16 protein-coding genes, 1 tRNA gene and 1 other RNA gene are annotated in these 13,951 nt (G+C 39.9%); 2 read left to right on the top strand and 16 right to left on the bottom strand.

Annotated features, from left to right (window positions below; all coding sequences use genetic code 11):
- Positions 1 to 62 precede the first annotated feature (62 nt).
- The 4 genes from ACVC7R_RS03820 to ACVC7R_RS03805 are packed head-to-tail and all read right to left on the bottom strand — an operon-like array spanning position 63 to position 3,235.
- Positions 63 to 299, bottom strand: a complete 237-nt coding sequence (locus ACVC7R_RS03820; protein WP_447263616.1) for an acyl carrier protein — start codon at positions 297 to 299, stop codon at positions 63 to 65.
- Positions 300 to 309: 10 nt separating this feature from the next.
- Positions 310 to 1,302 (bottom strand): phosphate acyltransferase PlsX, encoded by a 993-nt coding sequence (plsX, locus tag ACVC7R_RS03815; protein WP_447263615.1) that lies wholly within the window; start codon positions 1,300 to 1,302, stop codon positions 310 to 312.
- Positions 1,299 to 2,069 (bottom strand): DNA repair protein RecO, encoded by a 771-nt coding sequence (gene recO, locus ACVC7R_RS03810; protein ID WP_447263614.1) that lies wholly within the window; start codon positions 2,067 to 2,069, stop codon positions 1,299 to 1,301. The genes plsX and recO overlap by 4 nt, the downstream gene beginning before the upstream one ends.
- Entirely contained in the window at positions 2,066 to 3,235 is a 1,170-nt protein-coding gene (locus ACVC7R_RS03805) for a pyridoxal phosphate-dependent aminotransferase (RefSeq protein WP_447263613.1), read from the bottom strand. Before ACVC7R_RS03805 ends, recO begins: the two co-directional genes overlap by 4 nt.
- A gap of 152 nt (positions 3,236 to 3,387) precedes the next feature.
- Between ACVC7R_RS03805 and ACVC7R_RS03800 the strand changes: the two genes are divergently transcribed.
- A complete protein-coding gene (locus ACVC7R_RS03800; RefSeq protein WP_447263612.1) occupies positions 3,388 to 4,398 on the top strand; it encodes a YeiH family protein in 1,011 nt (336 codons plus the stop codon).
- 28 nt (positions 4,399 to 4,426) lie between these two features.
- On the opposite strand, the gene ACVC7R_RS03795 is transcribed toward ACVC7R_RS03800, so the two are convergent.
- The 9 genes from ACVC7R_RS03795 to tadA form a co-directional block, all read right to left on the bottom strand.
- Entirely contained in the window at positions 4,427 to 4,864 is a 438-nt protein-coding gene (locus ACVC7R_RS03795) for a CoA-binding protein (protein ID WP_447263611.1), read from the bottom strand.
- A 118-nt stretch (positions 4,865 to 4,982) separates the two neighbouring features.
- Positions 4,983 to 5,951, bottom strand: a complete 969-nt coding sequence (locus ACVC7R_RS03790; RefSeq protein ID WP_373076121.1) for a ribose-phosphate diphosphokinase — start codon at positions 5,949 to 5,951, stop codon at positions 4,983 to 4,985.
- Between the two features lie 214 nt (positions 5,952 to 6,165).
- Positions 6,166 to 6,660, bottom strand: coding sequence for a beta-class carbonic anhydrase (locus tag ACVC7R_RS03785; protein WP_447263610.1), 495 nt, complete (start codon positions 6,658 to 6,660; stop codon positions 6,166 to 6,168).
- 159 nt (positions 6,661 to 6,819) lie between these two features.
- Positions 6,820 to 7,518 (bottom strand): TIGR00266 family protein, encoded by a 699-nt coding sequence (locus ACVC7R_RS03780; RefSeq protein WP_447263609.1) that lies wholly within the window; start codon positions 7,516 to 7,518, stop codon positions 6,820 to 6,822.
- Positions 7,519 to 7,588: 70 nt separating this feature from the next.
- Positions 7,589 to 8,950, bottom strand: coding sequence for a DNA repair protein RadA (gene radA, locus ACVC7R_RS03775; RefSeq protein ID WP_447263740.1), 1,362 nt, complete (start codon positions 8,948 to 8,950; stop codon positions 7,589 to 7,591).
- 13 nt (positions 8,951 to 8,963) lie between these two features.
- Positions 8,964 to 9,503: a histidine phosphatase family protein gene (locus ACVC7R_RS03770; protein ID WP_447263608.1), complete on the bottom strand. Its 540-nt coding sequence runs from the start codon at positions 9,501 to 9,503 to the stop codon at positions 8,964 to 8,966.
- Between the two features lies 1 nt (position 9,504).
- Positions 9,505 to 9,948, bottom strand: a complete 444-nt coding sequence (locus ACVC7R_RS03765; RefSeq protein ID WP_447263607.1) for a dUTP diphosphatase — start codon at positions 9,946 to 9,948, stop codon at positions 9,505 to 9,507.
- A 54-nt stretch (positions 9,949 to 10,002) separates the two neighbouring features.
- An RNA gene (gene ffs, locus ACVC7R_RS03760) (signal recognition particle sRNA small type) lies at positions 10,003 to 10,101 on the bottom strand.
- A gap of 32 nt (positions 10,102 to 10,133) precedes the next feature.
- Positions 10,134 to 10,601: a tRNA adenosine(34) deaminase TadA gene (tadA, locus tag ACVC7R_RS03755; RefSeq protein WP_447263606.1), complete on the bottom strand. Its 468-nt coding sequence runs from the start codon at positions 10,599 to 10,601 to the stop codon at positions 10,134 to 10,136.
- A 301-nt stretch (positions 10,602 to 10,902) separates the two neighbouring features.
- On the opposite strand from tadA, the gene ACVC7R_RS03750 reads away from it, so the two are divergent.
- Positions 10,903 to 11,442 carry a hypothetical protein gene (locus tag ACVC7R_RS03750; RefSeq protein ID WP_447263605.1) on the top strand — a complete coding sequence of 180 codons (540 nt, stop codon included), beginning with the start codon at positions 10,903 to 10,905 and terminating at the stop codon, positions 11,440 to 11,442.
- Between the two features lie 479 nt (positions 11,443 to 11,921).
- On the opposite strand, the gene ACVC7R_RS03745 is transcribed toward ACVC7R_RS03750, so the two are convergent.
- The 3 genes from ACVC7R_RS03745 to ACVC7R_RS03735 form a co-directional block, all read right to left on the bottom strand.
- Positions 11,922 to 13,208: an adenylosuccinate synthase gene (locus ACVC7R_RS03745; protein WP_447263604.1), complete on the bottom strand. Its 1,287-nt coding sequence runs from the start codon at positions 13,206 to 13,208 to the stop codon at positions 11,922 to 11,924.
- 240 nt (positions 13,209 to 13,448) lie between these two features.
- A complete protein-coding gene (gene comW / locus ACVC7R_RS03740) occupies positions 13,449 to 13,685 on the bottom strand; it encodes a sigma(X)-activator ComW (RefSeq protein ID WP_447263603.1) in 237 nt (78 codons plus the stop codon).
- A gap of 190 nt (positions 13,686 to 13,875) precedes the next feature.
- Positions 13,876 to 13,949, bottom strand: a tRNA-Asn gene (locus ACVC7R_RS03735).
- Positions 13,950 to 13,951 lie beyond the last annotated feature (2 nt).

Here is a 13,951-nt window from a genome sequence, read left to right as displayed (position 1 = left end):
AATTCGTTAAAATAAATATTCCACACGACAAAAAAGCAACATGCCCTGCATGTTGCTTTTTCTTATATTCTATTTTTGATAATTTCTAATACATCTGCAACGCTTTGGAGATGATCAATTTCTTCATCAGCGATTTCGATTCCAAATTCATCCTCAATTGTTAGGACAAATTCCATCAAATCTACTGAATCAGCGTCTAAATCATCCTTCAAACTCAAGTTTTCAGTAACTACAAAGTTCTCTCCTTGACGTTCTTGGATGATGGTCACGATACGGTCAAAAATTTCTTGTTCTGTCATATTATTCTCCTTATTCCTCTGAAAATTCACGCGCAGTTTGGGCAACTACATCTGTCTCAAGCATGGTACGAATTTGGCGTATGGTGCTATAGACAGCCTTGGCATCACTTGAGCCATGAGTCTTAACCACTGGTGCCTTAACACCAAATAAAACTGCACCCCCAACATCTGAATAGTTGAGCTGTTTTTTTAAACCTCTGAGATTATCCTTAAGAAGGAGAGCGCCTAGCTTAGCTCTAAGTCCCCCACCTGCAATAGCATTTTTGAGCAAGCCCATGATCCCCATAGCGGTACCTTCAATAGCTTTGAGCACAGCGTTTCCCGTGAAACCATCTGTCACAACTACATCAGCAACACCATCCATCAAATCACGCGCTTCTACGTTCCCAATAAAGTTTAAGCTTTCATCAGCTGCTAATAATTCATAAGCTTCCTTACGAAGTGGGTCTCCCTTGCTGCTCTCTGTCCCGTTATTAAGCAAACCTACACGAGGTTTTTCAATTCCACGAACATTCTTGGCATAGAACGATCCTAGGATGGCGTATTGATGCAGGTGATGAGCTGTATTTTCTGCATTGGCACCAAGGTCAAGCATGTCAAAACCTTTTCCATCAATAGTTGGCAAGGTTGACATAAGACCTGGTCGATCGATATTTTTGATACGACCAACGATGAAGAATCCCGCTGCTAACAAGGCGCCTGTATTTCCTGCAGAAAGAACTGCATCTGCCTCTCCATCTTTGACAGCCTTAGCCGCCAATACCATGCTGGCATTTTTCTTCTTGCGGATGGCTTTTGTAGGTTCATCATCAGAATTTATTTTCTCATCTGTATGGATAATACTAACGCTCTCTGTAGCTGTTAGATATTGCTTGATTTTGCTTTCATCTCCATAAAGTTGGACTTCAATATCTGAAAAGTCAGCAAGGGCTTGATTAACTCCCTCTACAATAGCTTGTGGTGCGTAATCGCCACCCATTGCATCAACTGCGATTTTTTTCATTTGTCTTCCTCTTTCAGTAGTTGTCCCCAGTCGGCTAGGGAATCAATAAATTTCTTTGATTTCAGATGAATGCCGACATATTCCTCGTAGATTTGGTCCATAAACTTACGCAAGTCCTGCTTGATTTCGGCCTTAAGTGAGATAGTCTCCAAGGTCTCAAAATCAATAGCTTGAAATTGATTGAGCAGATAAGGAATATTGGGATTTAGATTACATCGTTTCTCGTCTTCATGGTAATGCTCTGGACAAAGACAGCCACCATATTTGAAGGAAAAGTCAAAGGCTTGACCCACACGGTGACAAAAAGCACACTCATTAAAATTAAGACTGATTCCAAAACGAGTCAAAATCTGAATTTCAAAAATATTAGTCAAAACTTGATAATCTAGGCCATCTTCCATCAACTCCAAGGTCTTTTGCAAAAAAGCAAATAAGGGAGCATCTTGTTGATTATCCTGCAAACTCGCATCTGCCAAGGCCGCAACATAGGTCGCATAGGCCATAACAAAGAGGTCGCTATTGATTTTCGGAAAAGTCTTTACCTCATGATAATCTTCTATATAACTGAGACCATCATCATTGACTTTTAGGAGAAAATGGGCCAAAACTAAAGGTTGAATGACAGGGGCTAGTTTGGATTGGCCAGCGTGTTTGACAAAAAACATGCGCTTGCCTGCCTGTTCTGTAAAGATTTTAACAAGCTTATCATCCTCTCGAAAGTTTCGATTGTAAAGTACTAGACCCTGACTCGTAATCGATTGAATCATGCTTCTCTCATGTACTCCTCAAGTCGTTTCATAGCTTCCCTAATGGTTCCCATGCTAGCTGCATAAGATAGGCGAACATAGCCTTCTCCATACTGTCCAAAGGCAGCACCAGGGATAAAAGCAACAGCCTTCTTCTGGGCAAAATCCTTCAGAAAAGCAAAGGAATCTTGATTATAGCCTGCCGGAATCTTAGCAAAGATATAAAAAGCCCCATCTGGTTTGATAATCTCAAAACCAAGGTCAGTCATCTTGTTGATAATATAGTCCCGACGCTGGATATATTCCTTCTTCATGGGTTCTGCATCGTTCTTACCAGCTGTTAAGGCTTCTACTGCAGCATGTTGAGCCATGGTGTTTGCAGCAGTTACCAAATACTGATGACTCTTGATGAGTTGAGCTGTAAAGTTTGCTGGTGCAAAGATAAAGCCTAAACGCCAACCGGTCATGGCATGAGATTTGGATAGACCATTGATGATAATGGCTTGATCTCTCAGCATAGTCCCCAACGATACATGATTTTCCCCTGTGTAGGTCAATTCTGAGTAGACCTCATCACACACAACAAAAATCTCATACTTGCGTAACACCTTTGCCAAGGCTTCTAATTGTTCACGACTATAGGTAATTCCTGTAGGGTTAGCTGGATAGTTGAGAATAACTGCTTTGAGCTTGTCCCCTTGCTCCAAAATAGCCTTTTCCAACATCTCAGGGGTCAAGACAAAACCATTTTCAGTCGTATCAATCTCAACGATCTCTGCGCCAACTAGATTGACAATAGGCTCGTAACCTGGATAGGCAGGAGCCGGCAAGAGAACCTTGTCTCCTTCCTCCAAAATAGCTGTCAAAGTTGCTGATAAAGCTTCTGTCGCACCAATTGTGACTAAGATTTCATTTTCAGGATTGTAGTCCAACTGATATTTTTCTTTTACAAAATCACTAGCCGCTTGGCGCAAGGTCAACAAACCGCTCATCCCTGTATAGTAGGATTGGTCTTGATCAATGGCTCGCTTTGCAGCTTCCTTGACATGATCTGGCGTTGTAAAATCTGGTTCTCCCAAGGTCAATCGCAGGACTCCAGGAATCTCTGAAATCGCCTGGTCAAACTGACGAATCAAGGAAACTTGAATCTTATCTAGTTGTTTATTAAAGCGCTTGGTTAAATCCATAGATACCCTCCTTGATCAAAGAACATATATCTATTATACTACAAAAGCTCCCTGACCGCAAAATTCCATTTATTTGCAACCTTCTTCTCACTTTCTATTTTACTTTTCTGACAGAAAAGATTATAATAAGGAGTATTTTTTCGGAGGTTTTTATGTCATTTCTATCAAAAAATTGGGCAGGACTGTTAGTCTGTCTGATCATTTCTATCATCTCTTGGGTTTTAGGAGGATTTCTTCCTGTTGTGGGAGCACCTGTTTTCGCCATTTTTATCGGAATGATTCTCCATCCCTTTCTCACTTCCTATACACAACTGGATGCTGGCTTGACTTATAGCTCAAAAAAACTGCTTCAGTATGCTGTTATCTTGCTTGGGTTTGGACTCAATATCTCACAAGTTTTCGCAGTTGGAAAATCTTCCCTCCCTGTTATCCTTTCAACCATTTCTATCGCTTTGATTATAGCTTTCTTTTTCCAACGATTTTTTAACATGGATACAAAGCTAGCTACCTTGATTGGAGTTGGATCTTCTATCTGTGGCGGTTCTGCCATTGCTGCGACAGCACCTGTCATCCATGCTAAGGAAAAAGAAGTGGCCCAAGCCATTTCTGTTATCTTTTTCTTCAATGTCTTGGCAGCTCTTATCTTTCCAACTCTAGGTTCTTGGCTCCATTTCTCCAACGAAGGCTTTGCCCTATTTGCAGGAACTGCGGTCAACGACACTTCCTCTGTAACAGCCACAGCTAGCGCTTGGGATAGTCTTTACCATACAAACACTCTTGAGTCTGCCACTATTGTCAAACTGACACGCACCCTGGCTATTATCCCTATTACTCTCTTCCTCTCCTACTGGCAAAGCCGTCAACAAGATAACAACCAAGGGGTAAAGCTTAAAAAAATCTTCCCCGTTTTCATTCTCTACTTTATCCTAGCTTCTCTGCTAACGACTATTCTCACTTCATTCGGTGTGAGCAGTAACTTTTTTGCACCTCTCAAGCAACTCTCCAAATTCCTCATCGTCATGGCCATGAGTGCTATCGGCCTCAAAACCAATCTCATTGGATTGATCAAATCCAGTGGACGGGCCATTCTTCTTGGAGCCCTTTGCTGGATTGCCATCATCCTGACTAGTCTTGGTATGCAATCGCTCATTGGCATTTTCTAATAAAAAAGGTAGCCTAAAGGCTACCTTTTTATTGTTCAAGAATTAAACGTGTATGTTCTCTCTTAATACAACGGTTCATGACGATATCATCGCATCCCCCAGCACGCAAGATTTCTTCTGCTTCCAAACTTTCAAGTCCTAGTTGTGCCCAGAAAATCTTGGCATCCGCCTTGAGAAAGTCTCGTGCTACATCCGGTAAAAATTGACTGCGTCGGTAAACATTGACAATGTCTACAGGAAAAGGAATCTCAGCTAAGCTAGCATAAGCCTTTTCTCCCAAGATTTCACCACCTGCAGCCTTAGGATTAACTGGAATAATTTTATAACCTCGAGCCTGCATTTCCTTAGTCACTCGATTGCTAGTTGTTTCCTCACGATTGGACAAGCCTACTACAGCTAGAGTTTTACTAGTTGCTAGATACTGACGGACCACGCCATCACTTGGATTGATAAATTCTTGAGTCATAGAAACCCTCCTTTTTCATCAGTATAGCATATTTTGAAAAGGCTTGCAGTTTTTGGCTACAAAAAATTTCCTAGCAAGAGAAAAGTCTGCTAGGAAATTCGTTTATTCAAGTGAAAGTTTAGATTTTTTTCTCGATACTAAATAATGGAGAAAGAGGTCGTTTTTCATGGATACGTACAATAGCATCACCAAGGAGATGAGCGATAGAGATCTGTTCAATCTTATCAATCAAACGCTCTTCTGGAAGGTAGATGGTATCCAAAACAACCAATTTTTTAATGGCTGATTTCTGGATATTCTCCATTGCTGGACCAGAAAGGACTGGGTGTGTACAGCTCGCATACACTTCAACAGCACCTGCTTCTGCTAGAGCATCAGCCGCATGACAAATAGTTCCAGCTGTGTCAATCATATCATCAATCAAGATACAAGTTTTCCCTTCTACCTTACCAATGATATTCATCACTTCACTAGTATTCATCTTGTCTACACTACGACGCTTGTCGATAATGGCAATTGGAGTTTTTAAGAATTCTGCTAATTTACGAGCACGAGTCACCCCACCATGGTCCGGGCTGACAACGACATAGTCGGAACCAACCATGCCACGGCGCTCAAAGTAATCTGCAATCAATGGAGCACCCATCAAGTGATCAACAGGAATATCAAAGAATCCTTGAATCTGTGCAGCGTGCAAGTCAATCGTCAACAAACGATCGACACCAGCGACTTCAAGCATATTTGCAACGAGCTTTGCAGTGATTGGCTCACGCGCTCTTGCCTTTCTATCCTGACGTGCATAGCCATAATAAGGCATCACAACGTTGACAGATTCTGCACTGGCACGCTTCAAAGCGTCTACCATAATCAAAATCTCTAGTAGATTATCATTTACTGGTGAGCTCGTTGATTGTAGAATAAAGACATGTTTCCCACGAATAGATTCTTCGATGTTAACTTGAATTTCTCCATCTGAAAATTGACGAACAGTCGATTTCCCTAACTCTATCCCAATCTCTTGCGCCACACGCTCTGCCAATTCTCTATTTGAAGAAAGGGCAAACAGCTTTAAATCAGAAAAAGACATGATTTCCTCCGGTATTTATGTATCACTTGTGTTTGTTGCAACATTTTCCATCTACCATTGTAGCGCTTTTTTCTCAATTTTTCAATAAAAAATAAGACAAGAGTTGACTTTTATACTCTTATCTTGTGCTATTTTATATTGGTAATATTGAGGATGAAATGTATCAATCTTATCATCCTACTTCACGGCACATTGGAAATTTTCAACTATGAAGTTAGTATACTTCTCTCATACACCCTGTATCCACATCATAAACAGCTCCTGAAATAATGACATCTTCAGGAATCAGTGGGGATTCTCGCAACAACTGCATGTCTTCTCTCACGCTCTCATCGATGTCTTGAAACGGTAAAAAGTCCTTGTCAGAAACATCCACTCCTAGTTCTTTTTTCAAATACTCCTGAAAAGGACCATTTTCAAATGTCTGTGCGCCGCAGTCTGTATGATGGAGCACCACAATTTCTCTTGTTCCCATTTGTTGCTGGGAAATCACAAGCGAGCGAATCATATCCTCCGTCACTCGACCACCCGCATTCCGTAAAATATGGGCATCTCCCAGAGCTAACCCTAGAGCTGGCGCAACGTGTAGACGCGAATCCATACAAGTTACGATTGCAACCTTGGTCTTGGGTTTAATGGATAAATGCAAATCTCCATGTAGTTCTACATAAGCTTGATTGGCTTTTAAAAAATTTTCAAAATAGGACATGACAACTCACTTTCTAGTCTGCCAGATAATTTGAACACCAAATTATTTATCTCCTATCTTACCATCTTTTCTTTGTCTTGTCAGCTGTCAACTTTCATATAAAAAAACTGGGACAGAAACGTCCGGCTTCTAGCTTGGGTTTCTATCCTAGTTTTATTTTTATGAACTACTTTTTGGAATATACTTGTTGAGCGCCCCTGCAAAACTCTGAAGATTAAGACTTTGTACATAGACTTCACCAGTACCTCGGAAGGTATTCACCACTCCCTCACCTGTACCGATAGACTGCCAGAAGCCATTTTCTAAGTGGATATTATAGTCCAGAGATTGACTCCAAGCTACCACATGGGCATTGTCGATGGTTATTTCTTGGTTTTGCAGCTCAATTTTCTTAATAGATCCAAAAGCATTGGCCAAAAGAGTCCCCTGACCTTTGGTCGTCATCACAAAGAGACCACCTTGCCCTCCGAACAGGGCTTTCCCAATAGACTGACGCTCCATTGTATAGGTTGCCGAACCATCAAGAGCTAGAAAGGCCCCATCATTCAGTCGATACTGCTTTTCTCCTAGTTCAAGAGCAATCACTTGACCAGGAGTATCTGGCGCTAAAGCGAGATGTCCATTATCAGACTCTGCAACAGCTTGTGTGATAAAGGTGCTTTCGCCAGAAACCATGGAACGCCCCACAGCTTTGACAAAACGTCCCAAACCAGAACCGCTAGCATTGAGCTGAGTATTGAGACTTACATTGGGTGTGTGGTAGACCATGCTACCACGCTGAATATAGACAGTTTCTCCTTGATTGAGTGACAACTCTACCAAAGGAAATTGCATGTTACTATCCATAGAAAATTTCATCAGAAATTCCTCCTTGTTTTAATAAATGTTAGCAATAAAATATTTTACAATCTAAAACTGAGCATAACTATTAGGAGAATACCTTTTTCAAGACTTCCTGAATAGTCGTCACTCCAACCACCTGAATTTCCTTAGGCGGTTTAATGCCAGTCAAAGAATTTTTTGGCACATAGATTTTTGTAAATCCAAGCTTAGCAGCTTCATTAATCCGTTGTTCGATACGATTTACGCGCCGAATCTCTCCCGTCAAGCCCAACTCTCCTACAAAACATTCTTGCGGATTGGTTGGTTTGTCCTTGTAGCTGGAAGCAATAGCAACTGCAACAGCCAGGTCAATAGCAGGTTCATCTAATTTGACACCACCAGCTGATTTGAGATAGGCATCCTGATTTTGCAAGAGAAGCCCTGCTCGTTTTTCCAAAACAGCCATAATCAAACTAGCACGATTGAAATCAAGCCCTGTCGTCGTACGCTTGGCGTTTCCAAACATGGTCGGCGTCACCAAGGCCTGCACTTCAGCAAGAATTGGACGGGTCCCCTCCATGGTCACTACTATGGACGAACCGGTCGCTCCATCCAAGCGTTCTTCCAGAAATACCTCACTTGGATTGAGAACCTCAACCAAGCCACCTGACTGCATCTCAAAGATTCCAATCTCATTGGTCGAACCAAAGCGGTTTTTGACAGCTCTCAAGATACGGAAGGTATGGTGGCGCTCCCCTTCAAAGTAAAGCACAGTATCTACCATATGTTCCAACATACGCGGACCCGCCAAGGTTCCTTCCTTGGTCACATGGCCGACGATAAAGATGGCGATATTATTAGTCTTGGCCAGCTGCATGAGCTCTGCCGTCACTTCCCGCACTTGAGAAACTGACCCTTGAACTCCCGAAATCTCAGGAGACATAATGGTCTGTATCGAGTCAATGATGAGAAAATCTGGCTGGATTCGCTCCACTTCTGCCCGCACGCTCTGCATATTGGTTTCTGCATAGAGATAAAATTCACTATCAATATCCCCCAAGCGCTCTGCACGGAGTTTGATCTGTTGAGCAGACTCCTCCCCACTGACGTAGAGAACAGTCCCCACTTGAGACAACTGGGTTGAGACTTGTAAGAGAAGGGTTGATTTACCAATCCCTGGATCTCCACCGATAAGGACGAGACTTCCTGGTACCACACCCCCACCGAGTACACGGTTAAATTCCTCCATCTCAGTCTTGGTTCGATTGACGTTAATAGAAGTTACTTCAGCCAATTTCATAGGCTTGGTTTTCTCACCTGTCAAGGACACACGCGCATTTTTGACTTCTGCAACTTCGACTTCCTCCACAAAGGAAGACCAAGAGCCACAGTTGGGGCAACGTCCTAAATACTTAGGTGAATTGTACTCACAATTTTGACACACAAATGTCGCCTTTTTCTTTGCGATAATAAACCTCTTTCTATATCTCTATCTCACACTCAATCACTTGGCAAAAATCAATCTTATCGTCTGGTACAAATTGGCGCATGAGCATTCCGTGAGTTACAATGATAATAGTTTTATAATCTTTATATTTTTCCAAAGCTCTTAAAAAACGATGACGCATCTCTAGATCAGTTTCATAGCGATAAGGAGAATCTTCAGATAAAACTCCTTGATGTTTTAGATAATATTCATGAGCTACCAATACACTAGTTAAATCAGAGTTCGTGCCATCTAAGTCTGGACGCCACTCATGAAAAAACGGCTCTACAAATAAGTCCAATCCTGTTTCAACTGCTATATAATGTGCTGTTTCTAAAGCCCTCGTCACAGACGATGAAATAATAATCTCTGCCTTTCCAAAACATGCAGTTTTAGCAACTTCTTTTGCCAGACTGCGACCTTTTCCTGTCAATGGTGCTAAATCACGACCAAAACCACTATAGAGTTGCGGATTTTCAAGTTTATCAAGCATACTATAATCTGGTTCCCCGTGGCGTACAAAGATAATCTTCATCCTAATGCCCTGTCGATCCAAATCCACCAGTACGAACTCCGTCTGCCTCATCTCCATCCGCGATTAAAAATGGTGCAAAGACAGCCTGAACCACACGTTCACCAACTTCAAGAACAACTTCCTGATCGGTAATATTTTTCATCTGAGCAAAGATATGTCCTTCATTCCCAGGATTTCCATAATAGTCTCCGTCAATGACACCCACAGAGTTAATCAAGACCAGACCTTTTTTACGAGGATTAGAAGAACGATCATAAAGATAGAGCACTTCTGTCGGCTGCATATAAGCCTTAACCCCTGTCGGAACCAAGACAATCTCTCCTGGAGCGATGACAGCTCGTTCTGCAACCTTTAAGTCGTAGCCAGCTGCATGCGCTGTCTCGCGCTTAGGCAATAAGTTTTCATCTGTAAAACTAGAAACCAATTCAAAACCACGAATTTTCATATTTTCTCTTTTCTATTATCTTTTATTCTAGGCTATTTTATCTTATTTATTCGAAAAAAGCACGAAAAAAGAGCACACAATTCACACTCGCTTAGGGCTGCTGGATTCCTCCCCTGACCCGCTTCACGCAGAACTGTTGCTCCACTAGTTATTATACCACATTCCCATCTATTTTTAAAGAGAAATTATTTTTTACGACGATTTCTGAAAAATTCCTGCATAATGCCTGCACATTCACTCTCTAAAATCCCTGTTTCAACCTCTACACGATGATTGAGGCGCTCATCTGTCAAAATATCATACAGACTTCCAGCGGCGCCAAATTTCTGGTTTTTAGCCCCGTAGACCACGTTTGGAATCCGTGCGAGACCAATTGCCCCACTACACATAACACAAGGCTCAATGGTCACAAAAAGCGTACAATCGAGCAAACGCCAACTCTCTTCGCTCAAATTAGCATTCTCAATGGCCATAATTTCCGCATGCATGACTGCTCGTTGCAACTCCTCACGTGCATTGTGCCCCCGACTAATGATTTCTCCATCCTTTACAATGACACAACCAATTGGGATTTCATCATGCTCTAAAGCAATCTCTGCCTCTTTTAAGGCCTCCCTCATAAAGGCTTCTTTTTCTTCAAGCGTGTAATTCATCTCTTCTCTCTTCCTAGCTATCAATTCTATCATTATAGCATGTTTTCCTAGACAAAAAAAGACCTCTATAATATTTGCAGAAACCAACTTTAGATAGTATTCAATCTCTGGTTTGTAGAAATAATGTTATAAAAAGAGTATAATAGTAGCAAAATTTAGAGAAACACTAGAAATCATGAACTGAGAGTAATGGAGACAACTGATACAGAATGTCCAGATCTGTCGGAAGATTTTTAACCATAAGTCTCCAAGAGATGATTATCCTGAGATTTAAATAATAAACAAGATGAAAGGGTAACTAATGCAATTAGAATTTTTACAGGATGAACCAAAACTTACCTTGATGTTTCCATATAAAGATACATTTAATAGAGTAGGGGGACCATCCATGATATCTATATCTGTTATGATTCTCTGGATTCTGAAGCATCTGATGACTTACAATACTGATTTTGCAGACAAGATTGTTATGGCGGTAGCGCTGATTTATGCTCCCCTCCTTATATGGTTTATGGGGTATTATCTCTTCATAAATGGAGTAAAATTAGAAATTTATAAAAACAATATTGTTCAGTATTATACCTATAGCAGTAGAGGCCACAGCCTATTACATTATCAATTTGGACTTCAAGATATCGAACAAATAACCATTAAAAAGCGTCCTTTTAATTGCGTAAAGTTAAGCATAAAAATTAGAAATCCTATTTTTTTAGAAGGACATGAAAAAAAACTAAATAAGCTAGTCAGTGTCAATATCATCACAGACAAACTAAAAGCAGATGCTTTTATGCACGAAATGAAGCAATTTCAAAGTGATAAATCAGATAATCAAGTAAGCTGATTCAGAAAAAATTCAAGTTTGTCTAACTTTCAAATTCTCAAGAAAATAGTTCACTGCAGAGGCTGGGATCAGAAATCCCAGCCTCATTTTTTCTTAGTTATGCATCTCTGATGTGATGGCAAATTGAACGGTTTGTTGGTATTTGAGAATTCAAAAAGCTTCTTTTACCAAAACTTCTTTTCTCAATTCACAACTTTAACCAATTTACCCAAATGTTGAAACCTCACAGATCTGGGTGTACCAAATCGAGAGTTGGTCTAAAGATTTCTGTCCCACTGTTTTTTTCTTAGTCTTAAAAGTAAAGAAGCCACTTAAATATGACTTAAAAGCTGACAAAAAAAGCCACCGAATGCGGTGACTTTATAGGGAGATTATTATGAAAAAGAAAAGTTTAGGAAATTTGTTACAACAAGTTAGGAGGTCTTCTTGTAACTGTCTATAGTATAATCGACCTATCTTAAACAAATCTTAAAAATCTCTTATGACCAAACACTTTCTAAAATATTAGTTTGTTCACGACCTGGACCTACTGAGAATGTAGAGATACGAACACCTACCAACTCGCTTACACGACGAACATAGTTGCGCGCATTTTCAGGAAGGTCTTCTAAATTACGAACTCCTGTAATATCTTCTGACCATCCTGGTAGTTCTTCATAAATTGGTTTACAACGTTTCAATTGTTCAAGACTTGCTGGATAGTAGTCAATACGTTGACCGTCAAGATCATAAGCCACACAGATTTTCACTGTATCCAAACCACTTAAAACATCAATAGAGTTCAAAGAAAGATTCGTGATACCAGAAACACGACGGCTGTGACGCATAACAACTGAGTCGAACCAACCTACACGACGAGGACGCCCAGTGGTTGTCCCATACTCATGCCCCACTTCACGAATACGATCACCAACTTCATCAAATAGCTCAGTTGGGAAAGGACCATCACCTACACGACTCGTATAGGCTTTACATACACCTACAACCTTGTCAATCTTACTTGGACCTACACCTGAACCAATCGTTACACCACCAGCCACTGGGTTTGATGAAGTAACAAATGGATAAGTACCTTGGTCAATATCCAACATGACACCTTGTGCACCCTCAAAGAGAACCCGTTTACCATTATCAAGCGCGTCGTTCAAGATAACAGAAGTATCAGTCACATATTGCTTGATTTGTTGGCCATACTCATAGTATTCTTCAAAGATCTCATCAAATGAAATAGGTTCACTATCATACAATTTTACAAATTGACGATTTTTCTCAGCAAGATTACGTTCTAAACGTTCACGGAAGATTTCTTTATCCAAAAGATCCGCAATACGAATTCCAACACGAGCTGCCTTGTCCATATAGGCTGGACCAATTCCTTTAATTGTCGTCCCAATCTTATTATCACCCTTTGCTTCTTCTTGAAGACGGTCTAACTCAATGTGATAAGGCAAAATAACATGCGCACGATCAGAAATTCTAAGATTATCTGTTGTAACACCTTCTTCATGCAAATAAGACAATTCTTTCACAAGAGATTTAGGGTTGACAACCATCCCATTACCAATAACAGAGATTTTTTCTGGGAAGAAAATACCTGAAGGGATCAAGTGCAATTTAAATTTCTTTCCATCAATAACAATTGTGTGACCTGCATTATCTCCGCCTTGGTAACGAGCAATCACTTCCGCATTAGCTGAAAGAAAGTCTGTAATTTTCCCTTTACCTTCATCACCCCACTGGGTACCTACAACAACAACTGAAGTCATAATAAATTTTCGTCTGAGCCAAAAGGCTCGTCCTTTCTCATATACATGGTGGGACTCTCACCCACAATAATATCTTACAATTTATTATAAGAAAAAAAGCCTATTTTATCAAGGATAAACACTAGAAAAGATTAGGGATTTCTTTTATTTTTAAATTGAAAAACAACAATTATTTAGCTTATTCTATATAAATTTTATTAATTTATTAATATTGTTCGTAAAAAATGAAAGAAAAGGAATTTAAAATGAATAATTTAAATTCTTACCTAGTAAATAATTGAGATAAAGACGATATGCTGCTCTAAAATGACAGAGAATAAAATCATTCTCATTCTTTATCCTAAAACGAATTAAGTAATATAATAAAAATTTTAGATGAAGTAATTCCCATTCATCATTACTCTGTAGAAAAAATGAATATTCTTCTTCGACTTGTTTTAGAAAAAGCAAAGAACGATCGTAGTATTTTTGAAGCATATAAAAAACCTTTCTTATTGATAAAAAAAGTTTATCAGAAAAGGCTACTAAAATGAACATAAATCCTATAAAGTAAGAATCAAAAGCTAAACTAACATAAAAAAGAGAAAATAGGTATTGATAGGTAAAAAAATAAAAGTTCTAAAAAAATTATAAAATAAAAAAAAACGTTCCTAAGAACGTTTAAATACTCCGCCAGTAGGACTCGAACCTACGACATCATGATTAACAGTCATGCGCTACTACCAACTGAGCTATGGCGGATA

The organism is Streptococcus sp. Z554, assembly GCF_053010305.1.
Note: the sequence above shows the minus strand (reverse complement) of the source record. Positions and strands in the feature narration are given on the sequence as shown.